The sequence below is a fragment of the Brevundimonas sp. genome (genome assembly GCF_041648615.1).
In the GTDB taxonomy this organism is placed as follows: domain Bacteria; phylum Pseudomonadota; class Alphaproteobacteria; order Caulobacterales; family Caulobacteraceae; genus Brevundimonas.
In genome coordinates, this window is the sequence record NZ_JBAZOS010000050.1 from 1 (window position 1) to 14,372 (window position 14,372).

Below are 14,372 nucleotides of genomic sequence, written 5' to 3' on the forward strand. Positions count from 1 at the left end.
TCGATCCGCGCCCACGCTTCATCGTCCAGCCAATAGAGCTTCCGCATTCAAAGACTCCTTCCAGAATCCTTGAATCAGAACACCTGCCGCCGAGCCAGGACTTATTGAGTACGGACCCTAGAGGCGTTCGCGCGTCGCCTGTTTCAGGCGGGAATCGCAGCTTAACGTTGACTTCACGGCTTGTGGCGCTTGCTGCTCCCTGAAGGGGGCGTAACGTATGCGTCAGAGTTTACTGGGGTTTGACGAGGCCTTCGACCGCACCGCGGCTGAAACGCGGAGTCAGGCCGGGGCCCGCGCCGCGATCGGCGTGATCGTCTTTCTGTCAGGCCTGACGGCCATCCCGTTTTCGGTGCTCATGGTCTGGGCCGCCATGTATGTGGCGGGCGATCTGACCCTGTGGATCGCGACCGATCGGGAGAACCAGCGGCGCCGGCCGGTCCTGTTCCGGACGCTGAGACTGGCCGCCACCCTGCTGTCGACATGCGCCTGGGTCACCATCGGCACGCTGTGGTGGATGGCGCCGGGCGAGTACGCCAAGGCGGCCGGGGTCGGCCTGATCGCCGGCGTGCTGCTGTACGTGGTGAGAGGGTGCCACCGTTCGCTGGCCCAGATGCTGGTGTCCGGCCTCCCGCCGGTCATCGCCCTGACAATCCTGCCCTTCGTCGGCGGCGCGTCGGTCGAGAAGATCGGCCTGTTCACAGCGCTCGCCCTGCTGATGGCCTATGCGGTCAGTTCGGGCGTCAACGCCTGGCATGGCCACCGTCGGCTGCAGCGGACGACGCTGGCCCTGGTGCAGAAGCAGCAGGAAGCCGAGGCGGCCAGCGTGGCCAAGAGCGAGTTCCTGGCCAATATGAGCCACGAAATCCGCACGCCGCTGAACGGCGTCCTGGCCATGGCCCATGTGCTGCACCGCGCCGACCTGCCGCCCCGCGAGAAGGAAGCCGCCGGCGTGATCTGCGCCTCGGGCGAGATGCTGGAACGGCTGCTGTCCGACGTCCTGGACCTGGCCAAGGTCGAGGCGGGCCAGATGACGCTTGAGGCCGCGCCCTTCGACGCCGGCGACCTGACGCGCAGCGTCGTGGCCCTGTGCCGGATGCGGGCCGAGGAGAAGCGGATCCGGCTGGAGGTCGAGATCGACCCCGCCGCCGAGGGCCACTATCTGGGCGACAGCGTGCGGGTCCGGCAGGTGTTGAGCAACCTGCTGTCCAACGCCGTGAAATTCACCGGCGAAGGCGAGGTCCGCGTGACTCTGGGCGTCAATGCGGATGGCGCGCTGCGCTTCACCGTCGCGGACACCGGGGTCGGGTTCGATCCGGCCATGAAGACGCGTCTGTTCGACCGGTTCGAGCAGGCGGACGGCTCGATCACCCGCCGGTTCGGCGGCAGCGGCCTGGGCCTCGCCATTTCGCGCAGTCTGGTGGAGATGATGGGCGGGTCGCTGGACTGCCACAGCGCGCCGGACGTCGGCGCCCGGTTCTGGTTCGACCTGCCGCTGCCCCGCAGCGCCGGGGTCGAGACGAGCTTGGCGAGCCTGGCCGAGGTCGTGGCGGAAGCGGCGCGGACGCGTCAGCTCAGCCTGCTGGTCGCCGACGACCACTCGACCAATCTGAAGGTCGTGGAGATCATCCTGGCCGACAGCGGGGTGACGGTCACCGCCGTGACGGACGGCCTTCAGGCGGTGTCGGCCCACGCCCTGCAGACCTTCGACCTGATCCTGATGGACATGCAGATGCCCGTGATGGACGGTTTGACGGCCGTTGCGATGATCCGCGCCGCCGAGGCTGCGTCAGGCGGGCGACGGACGCCCATCATCATGCTGACCGCAAACGCCGCGGCCGAGCATGTGGCGGCGGGACGTTCGGCGGGCGCGGACATGCACATGACCAAGCCGATTTCGCCGGCGGTGCTGCTGTCCGCCATCGCCGAGATGACCGCCTTCGCGGCCGGGACCCCGGCGGCCGCGCCGCGCGAGCGGATGGCCGTCTGACCTAGCGCGTCCCGAACAGCCGGTCGCCGGCGTCGCCCAGACCCGGCACGATGTAGCCGTGCTCGTTCAGCCGCTCGTCAACCGCGGCGACCCAGATCGGCACGTCCGGGTGCCAGCCGCGCAGGCGTTCGAGGCCCTCGGGCGAGGCGACGAGGCAGACGAAGCGGAGCCTGGTCACACCGCGCTCCTTGAGCCGTTCCAGGGCGGCGACGGCGGTGTTGCCGGTGGCCAGCATGGGGTCGATGACCACGCACAGGCGCTCGGCGACGTCGTCGGGCGCGCGGAAATAGTATTCGACGGCGTCGAGGGTCTCGGGCTCGCGATAGAGGCCGATGTGGCCGACGCGGGCCGAGGGGACCAGTTCCAGCATCCCGTCCACCAGGCCGAGGCCGGCGCGCAGGATGGGGACGAAGACCAGCTTCTTGCCGGCGATGCGCTGGCCGGTGGTCGGGCCGACGGGAGTCTCGACCGGATAGTCCTCCAGCGGCAGGTCGCGGGTGACCTCGTAGCAGAGCAGGGTCGAGATCTCGCGCAACAGCTGGCGGAACCGGGCGGTCGAGGTGTCCTTCGCCCGCATGATGCTGAGCTTGTGGGCGACCAGCGGGTGGGAGACGACGGTGACGCCGTCCATCTTGAAGGCAGGCTTGGTCGGCATCAGAACACAGTCCCGTCGGAGAGGATGGTCAGGGGCGGGCCGCCGCCCGGTCTGCGTTCGGCGGCGGCGCGGCGGCCGGCGGCCCAGGTGCCGCCCTCCAGCACGCTGGCCAGGGGCATGGCCCCGGCCGTGACGCCGAGCTCGGCGCGGACCATGGGGGCGATCCGGTCCAGCAGGGCCACGGTCATGGCGCGCCAGCCGACCACGAGCGGATCGGAGACCGGCCACGGCTTTTCGGCGTCGGCGGGGTCCTTCAGGGTCAGCACGCCGAGGTCCATGAACAGGCCGCCGTTGCGGTACTCGGCGAGGCCGGTCAGGCCGTCGAGATCGGTGACCTGCACGCCCGCAGTCTGCAGCGGTTCGACCAGCGAATAGCTGAGCCATTGCGACAGCTTGTGGATCGGCACGAGTCCGTCCGTGGCGTCACCGCGCTTCATGGCGGGGTGGGTCCAGCAGTCGCCCAGGTCGACGCCGCCGAGGGTGAGGCGGTCGCGCCAGACCGGGCCGAGGGCCTCCAGCAGGACCTCGAGGATGGTCGGGGCGGGGAGGCGATCCTGATCGTCGGCGCGGTCGACCATGGCGTCGAACAGGCCGCCGGGGCGGGGCTCGTCCTCGAGGGCGAACAGGTCGGGCTGGGCGAGGCAGGCCTGGCCGAGACGGCGCAGCAGGGCGGCGCGGCCGTCCAGGCCGACCAGTGGATTGTCGCTGGAGGCCTGGAAGCCCCGGGCCAGATCGGCGGCGGTCAGGAAGGTGAGGGCGACCGCGTCGACGCGCCACGGGTCGTCTTCGGTGATGGAGAAGGCGCCGGCCTCGAACATCCGCAGCGAGGCGATGGCCAGACCTTCGGACCGTGTCAGGATGCGGCCGGTGACCGCGTCCTTGTACGACCAGTCCGGACCGGCGCCGGCGTCGAGCAGGACGGAGACGATGGCGAGGTCGAACTCGGCCCGGGCGCGGGAGGCCGGGTCGAGCCAGTCGCGGACCCCGGCGGCCGGCCCCCACTGGTCGACGCCGTCGACGGCGAAATGCCGCCAGCGCGCGTGGAAGGGCACGGCCAGGGTCGGATACCGGTCGCGGATCACGGCGGCGACGTAACGCGCGACCTCGGGCAGGCGGTCGAGGTCGACGCGCCAGGGATCGAGGCCGCCGGCGACGCCGATCGCCAGCATCTCATGGGCGCGTTCGCGGACGGCGGCGGCGGTGAGCAGGCTGTGCGCCTGCTGTGTGTCAGAACTGTTCAAGGTCGCGGCCCACCACGCGGGTCAGGTCCTCGGCCGACGGCGGCGCGTCGGGGCTGAAATAGCCGGCCGCCTTCTTGGCCTCCATCTCCACCGAGGCGTCGGGCGGCACGAGGTAGTCGGGGATCGGCACCCGCTCGCCGATCTCGATGCCGGATTCCGTCAGGGCGTCGTGCTTCATGTTGGACATCGAAACGAAGCGGTCGATCTTCGTAATGCCCAGCCAGTGCAGGATGTCGGGCATCAGCTGCTGGAAGCGGGCGTCCTGGACCCCGGCGACGCATTCGGTGCGCTCGAAATAGGTGGCGGCCTGGTCGCCGCCGGGCTGCCGCTTGCGGGCGTTGTAGACGAGGAATTTCGTGACCTCGCCGAGGGCCCGGCCCTCCTTGCGGTTATAGGCGATCAGGCCGGCGCCGCCGTCCTGGGCCTCGCGGATGCATTCCTCGATGCCGTGGGTCAGATAGGGGCGGCAGGTGCAGATGTCCGAGCCGAAGACGTCGGAGCCGTTGCATTCGTCATGGACGCGGCAGGTCAGACGGCGGGCCGGGTCGGCGATCGCGGCCGGGTCGCCGAAGATATAGAGGGTGATGCCGCCGATGGGGGGCAGAAAGACCTTGATGTCCGGCCGGGTGACGAGGTCGGCGTACATGCCGCCGGTCTGTTCGAACAGGGTGCGGCGCAGGGCGGTCTCGGTGACGCCGAAACGTTCGGCGATGCCGGGCAGATACCAGACCGGATCGATGGCGGCCTTGGTCACGGCGACGTCGCCGCTTTCATGGACGATCTGGCCGTCGGCCTTGAGCCGGCCGGCGGCGATGGCCTCGCCGATCTCGCCGAGCTGGAGGCGGGCGCGGGTGACGGCGATGGTGGGGCGGATGTCGACGCCGTCGCGGAGTTCGTCGGCGAAGTCCTCGGCGACGCGGGCGCCCCAGGGATCGAGCGAGACGATCTTCGAGGCGTCGGTCCACTGGGGGAAGGGGCCCATGGGCGTGGTCGGTGAGGTGTTGGTCAGGTCGGGCCGGTTGTTGGCGCTCATGGCGCCCGAAGAGACCGCGAGCGCGCGATAGACCGAATAGGCCCCGCCGTGGGCGCCGATGGCGTTGCGGTCGCTGCCGGAGTTCACCGTGCCGATGACGGGCCCGCGCTCCTGCGCGGTGGGCGCGCCCCAGTTCAGCGGAAAGCGGCTGACGGTCCCTGCGCCGGGGTGGGAGTTGAGCCGGATGTGGCTCGGTCGGTTGGACATGATTCCTCACTCGCGCCGGCTTGTTGTTTTTCTTGCGCCGGACTCGTCAGGACACACCGGGTCGCGGGTTCTGTCCAGTGGGGATGTTGGCTTCTCCCTCCCGCTCGAGGGAGAGATGTCGGCGCGCAGCGACGACAGGGTGGGAGCGGCTCGATGGCCCTCCCCACCCGGCTTCGCCTTCGGCTCAGCCGCCCTCCCCCGGCGGGGGAGGGAGAGCGCTGGCTGAACCCCTCGCGCCCGCCTGCGTTGTGGACGCGCAACACGGAGTCTGCACCATGGCCGCCCGACCCACCTGGCAGGGACATCTGAAGCTGTCGCTGGTGACCTGTCCGGTCGCCCTCTACACGGCGACGTCGAGCGCGAGCCACGTCAGCTTCCACCTGATCAACCCCGACACCAACAACCGCATCCGCATGGTGCCGACCGATCCGGACACCGGGCCGGTCGAGCGGTCCGAGCTGGTCAAGGGCTATGAGGTGTCGAAGGACGAATACGTCCTGTTCGACGACGCCGACTTCGACAAGGTCAAGCTGGAGTCGACCCGGACCATCGACATCAACCAGTTCGTCGACGAGGACGCCATCGACCGCCTGTACTGGGACGACCCCTTCTATGTGGTGCCCGAGACGGGGGTCGGGGCCGAGGCCTTCGCCGTCATCCGCGACGCCATGAAGGCGGCGGGCAAGATCGCCATCGGCTGTCTGGTGCTGCGCGGCCGCGAGCGGCAGATCGCCCTGGAGGTGCGGGGCAAGGGGCTGGTGGCCTACAGCCTGCGGCCGCATGACGAGGTGCGCGACACAGCGGACTATTTCGACGACATCCCGGCGGTGAAGCCCGACAAGGACATGGTCGAGATCGCCACCCGCATCATCGGCCAGAAGGAGGCGGACTTCGATCCGTCGAAATTCACCGACCGCTATGACGACGCCCTGAAGGAGATGATCAAGGCCAAGCAGAAGGGCGGCAAGGGCCTGGTCGAGGCGCCCGAGCCCGACGACACCAATGTGATCGACCTGATGGAGGCCCTGCGGGCCAGTCTGAAGGGGTCGGCGGGCGGCAAGGCGCCGGTGAAAAAGCCGACGGCGAAGAAGGCTGCTCCGGCGAAGAAGCCGGCGGCGAAAACGAAGGCGGCCTAGCGCCCCCGATCCGTGCCTCCCCGCCTTCGCGGGGATGTTTGGAGTTGGGGTGTGCCTTCGCAGAGGCTGAGGCATGATGTCCGGCGTCGCGCCGGTGACTTGACCATGGGGCCCGCCAAGCCGTTGGTGAGCCATGGATGATCAGGAACAGGCGGCGGTGGTCGTCGGGGCGTCGGGCGGGATCGGGGCGGCGGCGGTGCGGTTGCTGCGGGCGTCGGGGCGGTTCGCCGTCGTGCACGCCCTGTCGCGGTCGGAGACCGGCTTCGATCTGGAGGACGAGGCGTCGATCGCGGAGGCCGCCGCGCGGGTCGCGGAGGGGCCGCCGCCGACGCTGGTCTTCGTCGCCACGGGCGTGCTGCACCACGGGTTCGAGCCCGAGCGCGGCTATCGCGCCCTGGACGCCGAGCACATGCTGCGCGACTACCGCATCAACACCGTGGGGCCGGCGCTGACAGCCAGGCATTTTCTGCCGTTGACGCCGCGCGACCGGCGGGCGGTGTTCACCGCCCTGTCGGCGCGGGTGGGGTCGATCGGCGACAACCGGCTGGGCGGATGGCACAGCTATCGCGCCTCCAAGGCGGCGCTGAACATGGTGCTGAGAAATCTGGCGGTGGAACTGGGGCGCACCCATCCGCAGGCGGTGGTCGCGGGGCTGCATCCGGGGACGGTGGACACGACCCTGAGCCAGCCGTTCCAGCGCGGGGTCAGGCCGGAACGGCTGTTCACCGCCGACCATTCGGCGGAGCGGCTGCTGGCTGTGATCGACGGCCTGACGCCCGCAGACAGCGGCGGCGTCTTCGCCTGGGACGGCGCGCGCATTCCCGAATGACCGACCGGTGATCGCCGGTGCTTGACTCCCTCACACAGTATGCGGCATACACTGTGCGTCACACACTATGTGAGACGTAGGGAAGCGGCATGAGCCTCGATCCGGACCTTTATGAATCCATGCGGCTGGAGCTGCGGCGCGGGTCGCTGGTGCTGGCGGTGCTCGCCTGCCTCAGGACCGAGCGGTACGGCTACACCCTGCGTCAGGCCCTGGCCGCCGACGGGCTGGAGATGGAGGAATCGACCCTTTATCCGCTGCTGCGCCGGCTGGAGAGCCAGGGCCTGCTGAACAGCGAATGGCGCGAGGAGGAGAAGCGGAAGAAGCGCTTCTACGTCCTGTCGCCGGGCGGCGTTTCGATGCTGGCCGCCCTGACCGACGAGTGGCGGGGGATCAACGCCTCGCTCGACAAGATTCTCTGAGATCGGGCTGAAGGGGAAAAGCCATGGATATGATCGACCGCTATCTGAACGCCGTCGCCGCGCAGCTGCCGCAGGACGAACGGGCCGACATCGTCGCCGAACTGCGCGACCTGATCCTGAGCCGGTTCGAGGCGAAGGAAGAGGAGCTGGGCCGGCCGCTGACCGAGGACGAGCAGGAGGCGATCCTGCGCGAGATCGGCCATCCGCTGGTCGTGGCGGCGCGCTACCGCAAGGGGCCGGACTCGCTGGTGGGGCCCGAGCTGTTTCCCTACTGGCTGTTCGGGGTCAAGGCGGGGCTGCTGGTGCTGCTCGCGGTGCAGGCGATCGGCCTGTTCATCCACCTGATCAGCGGGCCGGAGGACAGCGGACGGGCGATCGCCCAGGCCTTCCACGGCTTCTTCGGTTCGGGCCTGACCCTGATCGGCGCGGCCACCCTGGCGGCGGCGATCTTCGAACACTATGACATCCGGCCGAAATGGCTGACGCAGTGGCGGGTGAAGGACCTCAGCGCCTTCGGCCTGTCGGATCCGGCCGCCTGGGGCGCGTCGGTGGCGGGCGCGCAGACGGCGAGGCGCACGTGGAGGCTCCGGCCCGCCAAGGCCTGGCCCGGCGCGGAATACGCCTTCTCCTTCATCGTCCTGGGGATGTTCTCGCTGTGGTGGGTAGGGCTGCTGCACTTCCCCGGCCTGACGCATGTCCGGCTGCTGGGCGCGGAGGCGACGGTGACGCCCGCGCCGATCTGGTCGATCCTGTTCGCGCCGATCCTGATCTACGCCCTGATCCAGATGTCCGTCGACCTGAACAGCCTCGTTCGCCCCCATGCGGTCCGGCTGCGCGCCGTGGCGCGGCTGGGGATCGCGGTCGGAGGCCTGTGGCTGACGTGGGCGATCTACCAGGCGGGTCACTGGTTCACCCTGACCGGGCGCGACGGCGAGACCGCCCGCGTCGCCGGAAACGGGATCACGCTGGATGTCGAGGCCTTGAGAACGCTGGGCGACGGGGCGCGGGACCTGGTCGGGGTGGCCGACACCCTGTCGGTGGTGATGGTCTGGGCCCTGGCCATCTCGGCGATCAGCCTGGTCTTCAGCGTCTTCGCCAACCTGTGGCGGATGGCGCGGGGGTGAGTCCTGCAGTGTCCGAAAACCGCGAGACATCGCGCGGCGTCGGGCCCATTCTGCGGCCATGGAAAACGCCGACGAACTCGATCAGGAGGCCTGTTACCGCGCGGTGCTGACGCGGGACGCGCGGTTCGACGGCCGGTTCTTCGGCTGCGTCAAGACCACGGGCATCTACTGCCGGCCGGTGTGTCCAGCGCGGACGCCGAAGCGGGAGAACATGGTTTTCGTGCTCACGGCGGCGGCGGCGGAGGAGGCGGGCTTCCGCGCCTGTCTGCGCTGCCGGCCCGAGACAGCGCCTGACATGGGCGCGTGGCGAGGGACGTCGAACACGGTCAGCCGGGCCCTGGCCCTGATCGAGGCCGGCGCGCTGGACGAGGGCGACGTCGACGGACTGGCGGCGCGGCTGGGGGTCGGCGAGCGGCACCTGCGGCGGCTGTTCCGTCAGCATCTGGGCGCGGCGCCGGTCAGCGTGGCCCAGACCCGGCGGGTGCTGCTGGCCAAGGCGCTGATCCACCAGACCGATCTGAGCATGGCCCAGGTGGCGCTGGCCTCGGGCTTCGGCAGCGTGCGGCGCTTCAACGAGACGTTTCAGGCCCTGTACGAACGCCCGCCCTCGGCCCTGCGCCGGCGCGGCGAGCGGGTGCATGAGGGCGGGGTCCGGCTGAGCCTGTCGTACCGCCCCCCCTATGACTGGGCGGCGATGTTCGCGGCCCTGACCGCGCGCGGCGATCCGGTGGAGGGGCGGCGCTGGTCGCGGCGGCTGACGGCCGATGTCGACGGGGCCGGGGGCTCGGTCTCGGTCGAACCGGGCGAAGCGGGCAAGGTTTCGATCTGTATCGAGGCGACCGATCTGAAAGTCCTGCCGGGGGTGCTGGCGCGGGTGCGGCGGGTGTTCGACCTGTCGGCCGATCCGGACGCCATCGCCCGCGACCTGTCGGCCGATCCGGTGCTGAAGCCGCTGGTCGAGGCGCGGCCGGGGCTGCGGCTGCCGGGTTCTTGGATCGATGAGGATCTCGAGGCGCCGAGCGACCGGCTGAAGGATGAAACCCTCGCCGCGCGGGCCGAAGCCTGGCGGCCGTGGCGGGCCTATGGGGCGCTGCATCTCGCGCTGGCGGGGATCAGCGGCGCCCAACGGATGGAGAGAGACGATGCCAAGCGCGCAGCCTGAGACCCTGACCCTGGACCGGGTCCCCACCCCGACGGGCGAGGTGCTGCTGGTCACCGACGCAGAGGGCGCCGTGCGGGCGCTGGACTTCGCCGGCTACGAGGCGCGGATGACGCGGTTGCTGGCTCGGCATTGGCCCGGGGCGGCGCTGGTCGAGGGCCGTGCGCCGTCAGCGGTGCGGACGGCGGTCGAGGCGTATTTCAAGGGCGACGTCGCCGCGCTGGACGGCTTGCGGATCCGCACAAACGGCACGGAGTTCCAGCGCTCGGTCTGGGCGGCCCTGCGCGCCATTCCGCATGGCGAGACCCGGACCTACGGCCAGCTGGCGGCGGCGATCGGCTCGCCGAAGGCGGTGCGGGCGGCGGGGTCGGCCAATGGCCAGAACCCGATCGCGGTGATCGTGCCCTGTCACCGGGTGATCGGCGCCAATGGGACCCTGACGGGCTATGCCGGCGGCATCGAGCGCAAGCGCTGGCTGCTGGAGCATGAGCGCGCGAGCGCCCGCACCGTCGCCTAGAATTTGTAGTTCAATCCCACCTGGACGACCGGGAACAGGCCGTAGCCTTCGGTGTCCTCGGTGATCTGTTCGGACTCGGCCCGCAGGCGGGCCTGGAAGGTCGGATCGTTGGACAGGCTGCCGCCGGTCGAGGTCAGGGCGACCTCGGGCTTGTCGCTCCAGGCGACGCCGGCGACGGCGCGGAAGCCCCAGCGGCCGCGGCGGTAGAAGGTGTCGTCCCAGCCGATGCCGACGAAGGGGGCGACGTCGCGCAGCTTGACCGCGCCGTTCAGGGTTCCGACCTGCGAGGGCGTATAGGTCTGGCCCCCGATCTCGACCGGCCCGGTCGGGGTGGCGGCCAGGTCGATGTCGCGGTCCCCCATATAGGCGCCGCCCGAAATCAGCAGGCCGTTGGCCATCGGATGCATGTCGATGAAGCCGCCGACGGTGTCGAAGGCCAGGTCGGCGTTGTAGTCGATCCCGTCATAGCTTTCGTCGGCGCTGTGGGTCAGGCGATCCAGCGACCCCCGCAGGGTGAAGATCGGCCCGACCTTGACCTGAACCTCCACACCGAGACCGGTGGTTCCCGCCGTCGCCCCGACGGCGACGCCCGGTTCGGACGATTGCGCCATCGCCGAGCCGGCGGACAGAAACAGGGCGGCGGCCGCGAGGGGGATCAGGCGCATGGGATTCTCCGGTGAGTCCATCCTCTTGCAGTCTGTTCCGGTTAAGATCGTGTTTCCCATAATCGACGGGATCGGCCATCCGGCTTGCGTTTTCCGGCCAGCGTCCTACATTCATCGCGACTTATGCTAACTTTGAGCATAAGTGGAGGATATGAGTGATGGCGGACGGCATGTTTGGCTTGTCGAAGGAACTGGAGCGGGAGACCGCGCCGGTCTGGGCCAAGGTCAAGGATCACGTCACCCCGATGGAGTGGCCGGCGCAGGCCGCCCTGATCAGCGAGATCAATGCGCTGAAGAAGACGCGCGACGCCGTCATCCTGGCCCACAATTACATGACGCCGGAAATCTTCCACGGCGTCGGCGACTATGTCGGCGACAGCCTGGGTCTGGCCAAGGAGGCGGCCCGGTCCCCGGCGAAGGTGATCGTCCAGGCCGGCGTGCATTTCATGGCCGAGACCTCGAAGATCCTGTCGCCCGAAAAGACCGTGCTGATCCCCGACCTGAAGGCCGGCTGTTCGCTGGCCGAGGCGATCACGGGGGCGGACGTGCGGCTGATCAAGCAGCGCTATCCGGGCCTGCCGGTGGTGACCTATGTGAACACCACGGCCGACGTGAAGGCCGAGACCGACATCTGCTGCACCAGCGCCAACGCCGTGCAGGTGGTGGAATGGGCGGCGAAGGAGTGGGGCGTCGACCGGGTGATCCTGATCCCGGACGAGTTCCTGGCGCGCAACGTCGCGGCCCAGACCAACATCGGCATCATCGCCTGGAAGGGTCGCTGCATCGTGCATGAGCGATTCACCGCCTCGGACATCGCCGAGATGCGCGAGGCCTATCCGGGCGCGGAAATCCTGGCCCACCCCGAATGCCCGGAGGAGGTTCTGTCGGCGGCCGATTTCGCCGGCTCGACCGCGGCCATGACCGACTACATCACCAGCCGGAAGCCGAAACAGGTGGTGCTGCTCACCGAATGCTCGATGGCGGCCAACATCCAGGGCGACGTGCCCGAGGTCAGCTTCGTCGGCCCGTGCAACATGTGCCCCTATATGAAGCGGATCACGCTGGAGAACATTCGCGACTGCCTGCTGCACATGCAGTTCGAGGTGACGGTGCCGGACGAGATGGCCGAGCGCGCCCGGCTGGCGGTGCAGCGGATGATCGACCTGCCGCCGCCGGCGGTCCCCGCCCGCTACGACCTGTTCAAGGCCAAACACCACGTCGCGGTGGAGCTGATCTGATGCATTACGTCGCCCCCGTGCGGATCGTCGCCCATGTCGACCCCAGGAGCCTGCGGCTTCTCGCCCTGCTGGCCTTGTGGCTGAGGCCGGAGAAGGCCACGTCTGCGCGATGACAGACACAGATCAACCCCGCCGCCCCGGTCCCTGGGAAAACCTGCCGCCGGCCGCGCCGGTCGAGCGGGAAATCGCGCGACCGCAGGCGGGCGAACCGCCGCTGGACAAGGGCCAGCATCCGGTCTGGGCGGTAGTGTCCACCCTGCTTCTGGGCGGCTTCATCTGGTGGGTCTCGGGCAGCTGGGTCATCGCCGTGGCGGCGATCTGGGGCCTGCTGGTGCACGAATACGGCCATGTGCTGGCGATGAACGCGCTCGGCATGGGCCCCGCGAAAATCTACATCATCCCGTTCCTCGGCGGCGTGGCGAAGAGCCAGCGCCTGCCGGCCAGCGAATGGCACGGCGTGCTGGTGTCGCTGGCGGGGCCGGCGTTCGGCCTGCTGGCCGCTATTCCCTTCTTCGGCCTGTACATCGCGACCGGACAGGGGATGTGGCTGCAGGGTGTGTTCATCATCGCCCTGATCAATCTGGTGAACCTGGCCCCGGCGCCGCCGCTGGACGGCTCCAAGGCGCTGGGGCCCGTGCTGGCCCTGATCCATCCCATGGTCGAGAAGGCCGTGATCGCCGCCATCGGCCTGATCGTCGTCATCTGGGGCGTGACCAACGGCAGCTACATCTTCGCCGTCTTCCTCGCCCTGGCCCTGATCGGCCATTTGCGGCGCGGCGTCTGGCGTCCCGACGGGCGCCGGCTGACCTGGCCCGAGGCCGGTCGCAGCGTCGGTCTGTTCCTGGCGGTGGCCGCGGGCTGCGCCGGCGTGGCGCTGGCCGGACTGATGCCGATCGCCGGATCTCTGCCGGAGGCGCTGGCCATAGGCGCGGGCTATTTCGAGTTCGGCCGTTGAGCCGCATCCGGCATGACGGGCCGCTGATCATCGGCGGCGGACTGGCGGGGCTGTCGGCCGCGCTGGAGGCCGCGCCGCGCAAGGTGCTGCTGGTCACGCCCGCCCCCCTGCTGGAAGCCTGTTCCTCGGCCTGGGCCCAGGGCGGCGTGGCGGCGGCCCTGTCGGCGGACGACGCCCCGGCCCTGCACGCGGCCGATACGGCGGCGGCGGGCGCCGGTCTGGTCGAGGTCGAGGCGACGCGCGCCCTGACCGGCGACGGGCGGGCGACGGTGGAATGGCTGGCGGCCCTGGGCGCGCCGTTCGACCGCGAGGCCGACGGCGGCTTCGCCGTCAGCCTGGAAGCCGCCCACTCCCAGGCCCGGGTCGCCCGCGTCGGCGGCGACGGGGCGGGGCGGGCGATCCTGTCGGCGCTGGTGACGGCGGTGCGCGCCGCGCCGCATATCGAGGTGTGGGAGGATGCGCGCCTGCGCGGCCTGATGCAGGACGCGAGCGGCCGCGTGTGCGGAGCGCTGATCGAACGCGGCGGCGGCCGGACGATCGAGGTCATGGCCCCGGCCGTGGTGCTGGCCACCGGCGGTGCGGGCGGGCTCTATGCGCAGACCACCACCCCCGCGGCCCTGCTGGGCGAGGGCATGGCCCTGGCCTGGACGGCGGGGGCGGAGATTCTCGATCCCGAGTTCGTGCAGTTCCATCCGACGGCCATCGACGTGGGGCTGGACCCCATGCCGCTGGCGACCGAGGCCCTGCGCGGCGAGGGCGCGCGGCTGATCGACCGCGACGGCCGCTTCCTGCTGGGTCCGGCGGCGGACGCTGACCTGCAGCCGCGCGACATCGTGGCCCGGGCCGTCCACGCCGCATGCGCGGAGGGACGCGGCGCCTTCCTCGACGCCCGGGCGGCCATCGGTCACGAATTCCCCGAGGCCTTCCCCGCCGTCTTCACCGCCTGCATGCGGGCCGGGCTGGACCCGCGCGAGACGCCGATTCCGGTGGCGGCGGCGGCCCACTATCATATGGGCGGGATCGCCGCCGGGCCGGACGGCCGCACAACGCTGCCCGGCCTGTTCGCGGTCGGCGAATGCGCGGCGACCGGCGTGCATGGGGCCAACCGGCTGGCGTCCAACTCCCTGCTGGAAGCGGCGGCCTTCGGGCGGCGCACCGGCCGGGCGGCGGCGGCGGAACGCGGCGGCGGGGGCGAGCCCGTGCCTGC

14 protein-coding genes are annotated in these 14,372 nt (G+C 70.1%); 10 read left to right on the top strand and 4 right to left on the bottom strand.

Annotated features, from left to right (window positions below; translation table 11 throughout):
- Positions 1-217 precede the first annotated feature (217 nt).
- Positions 218-1,987: an ATP-binding protein gene (locus WC555_RS14125; RefSeq protein WP_373254554.1), complete on the top strand. Its 1,770-nt coding sequence runs from the start codon at positions 218-220 to the stop codon at positions 1,985-1,987.
- 1 nt (position 1,988) lies between these two features.
- Here the strand turns inward: WC555_RS14125 and upp are convergent, their stop codons facing one another.
- The 3 genes from upp to WC555_RS14140 are packed head-to-tail and all read right to left on the bottom strand — an operon-like array spanning position 1,989 to position 5,123.
- Entirely contained in the window at positions 1,989-2,618 is a 630-nt protein-coding gene (upp, locus tag WC555_RS14130) for a uracil phosphoribosyltransferase (protein WP_373254573.1), read from the bottom strand.
- A gap of 23 nt (positions 2,619-2,641) precedes the next feature.
- Positions 2,642-3,883, bottom strand: a complete 1,242-nt coding sequence (locus tag WC555_RS14135) for a URC4/urg3 family protein (protein WP_373254556.1) — start codon at positions 3,881-3,883, stop codon at positions 2,642-2,644.
- A complete protein-coding gene (locus WC555_RS14140; protein ID WP_373254557.1) occupies positions 3,870-5,123 on the bottom strand; it encodes a GTP cyclohydrolase II in 1,254 nt (417 codons plus the stop codon). Before WC555_RS14140 ends, WC555_RS14135 begins: the two co-directional genes overlap by 14 nt.
- Positions 5,124-5,398: 275 nt before the next feature.
- Here WC555_RS14140 and WC555_RS14145 point away from each other — a divergent pair, with 275 nt between their 5' ends.
- From WC555_RS14145 to WC555_RS14170, 6 genes are all read left to right on the top strand, one after another.
- Positions 5,399-6,259 carry a Ku protein gene (locus WC555_RS14145; RefSeq protein WP_373254558.1) on the top strand — a complete coding sequence of 287 codons (861 nt, stop codon included), beginning with the start codon at positions 5,399-5,401 and terminating at the stop codon, positions 6,257-6,259.
- Positions 6,260-6,392: 133 nt separating this feature from the next.
- The gene (locus WC555_RS14150; protein WP_373254560.1) at positions 6,393-7,088 is read left to right on the top strand and encodes an SDR family NAD(P)-dependent oxidoreductase; all 696 of its coding nucleotides are present in this window, start codon (positions 6,393-6,395) and stop codon (positions 7,086-7,088) included.
- An 89-nt stretch (positions 7,089-7,177) separates the two neighbouring features.
- On the top strand, positions 7,178-7,507 hold the full coding sequence (locus tag WC555_RS14155; protein ID WP_055829658.1) for a PadR family transcriptional regulator: 330 nt from the start codon (positions 7,178-7,180) through the stop codon (positions 7,505-7,507).
- A gap of 23 nt (positions 7,508-7,530) precedes the next feature.
- Positions 7,531-8,631 carry a hypothetical protein gene (locus WC555_RS14160; protein ID WP_373254561.1) on the top strand — a complete coding sequence of 367 codons (1,101 nt, stop codon included), beginning with the start codon at positions 7,531-7,533 and terminating at the stop codon, positions 8,629-8,631.
- 58 nt (positions 8,632-8,689) lie between these two features.
- On the top strand, positions 8,690-9,793 hold the full coding sequence (locus tag WC555_RS14165) for a bifunctional transcriptional activator/DNA repair enzyme AdaA (RefSeq protein WP_373254563.1): 1,104 nt from the start codon (positions 8,690-8,692) through the stop codon (positions 9,791-9,793).
- Entirely contained in the window at positions 9,774-10,307 is a 534-nt protein-coding gene (locus tag WC555_RS14170; protein WP_373254564.1) for a methylated-DNA--[protein]-cysteine S-methyltransferase, read from the top strand. The genes WC555_RS14165 and WC555_RS14170 overlap by 20 nt, the downstream gene beginning before the upstream one ends.
- On the opposite strand, the gene WC555_RS14175 is transcribed toward WC555_RS14170, so the two are convergent.
- The gene (locus WC555_RS14175) at positions 10,304-10,972 is read right to left on the bottom strand and encodes a hypothetical protein (protein ID WP_373254566.1); all 669 of its coding nucleotides are present in this window, start codon (positions 10,970-10,972) and stop codon (positions 10,304-10,306) included. The two genes, WC555_RS14170 and WC555_RS14175, sit on opposite strands and share 4 nt — an antisense overlap.
- A gap of 158 nt (positions 10,973-11,130) precedes the next feature.
- On the opposite strand from WC555_RS14175, the gene nadA reads away from it, so the two are divergent.
- From nadA to WC555_RS14190, 3 genes are all read left to right on the top strand, one after another.
- Entirely contained in the window at positions 11,131-12,210 is a 1,080-nt protein-coding gene (gene nadA, locus WC555_RS14180; RefSeq protein ID WP_373254568.1) for a quinolinate synthase NadA, read from the top strand.
- Between the two features lie 109 nt (positions 12,211-12,319).
- On the top strand, positions 12,320-13,165 hold the full coding sequence (locus WC555_RS14185) for a metalloprotease (RefSeq protein WP_373254569.1): 846 nt from the start codon (positions 12,320-12,322) through the stop codon (positions 13,163-13,165).
- Positions 13,162-14,372: L-aspartate oxidase (locus tag WC555_RS14190; protein ID WP_373254570.1), on the top strand; the 1,211-nt coding region annotated here is incomplete at its 3' end. The genes WC555_RS14185 and WC555_RS14190, both read left to right, overlap by 4 nt.

What these genes read in the sequence shown, in the direction of transcription:
- upp (WP_373254573.1), bottom strand. Translation starts at nt 2,618, where the DNA reads ATGGACGGCGTCACCGTCGTCTCCCACCCGCTGGTCGCCCACAAGCTC.
- WC555_RS14165 (WP_373254563.1), top strand. Translation starts at nt 8,690, where the DNA reads ATGGAAAACGCCGACGAACTCGATCAGGAGGCCTGTTACCGCGCGGTG.
- WC555_RS14170 (WP_373254564.1), top strand. Translation starts at nt 9,774, where the DNA reads ATGCCAAGCGCGCAGCCTGAGACCCTGACCCTGGACCGGGTCCCCACC.
- nadA (WP_373254568.1), top strand. Translation starts at nt 11,131, where the DNA reads ATGGCGGACGGCATGTTTGGCTTGTCGAAGGAACTGGAGCGGGAGACC.
- WC555_RS14185 (WP_373254569.1), top strand. Translation starts at nt 12,320, where the DNA reads ATGACAGACACAGATCAACCCCGCCGCCCCGGTCCCTGGGAAAACCTG.
- WC555_RS14175 (WP_373254566.1), bottom strand. Translation starts at nt 10,972, where the DNA reads ATGCGCCTGATCCCCCTCGCGGCCGCCGCCCTGTTTCTGTCCGCCGGC.
- WC555_RS14155 (WP_055829658.1), top strand. Translation starts at nt 7,178, where the DNA reads ATGAGCCTCGATCCGGACCTTTATGAATCCATGCGGCTGGAGCTGCGG.
- WC555_RS14160 (WP_373254561.1), top strand. Translation starts at nt 7,531, where the DNA reads ATGGATATGATCGACCGCTATCTGAACGCCGTCGCCGCGCAGCTGCCG.
- WC555_RS14125 (WP_373254554.1), top strand. Translation starts at nt 218, where the DNA reads ATGCGTCAGAGTTTACTGGGGTTTGACGAGGCCTTCGACCGCACCGCG.
- WC555_RS14145 (WP_373254558.1), top strand. Translation starts at nt 5,399, where the DNA reads ATGGCCGCCCGACCCACCTGGCAGGGACATCTGAAGCTGTCGCTGGTG.
- WC555_RS14140 (WP_373254557.1), bottom strand. Translation starts at nt 5,123, where the DNA reads ATGTCCAACCGACCGAGCCACATCCGGCTCAACTCCCACCCCGGCGCA.
- WC555_RS14150 (WP_373254560.1), top strand. Translation starts at nt 6,393, where the DNA reads ATGGATGATCAGGAACAGGCGGCGGTGGTCGTCGGGGCGTCGGGCGGG.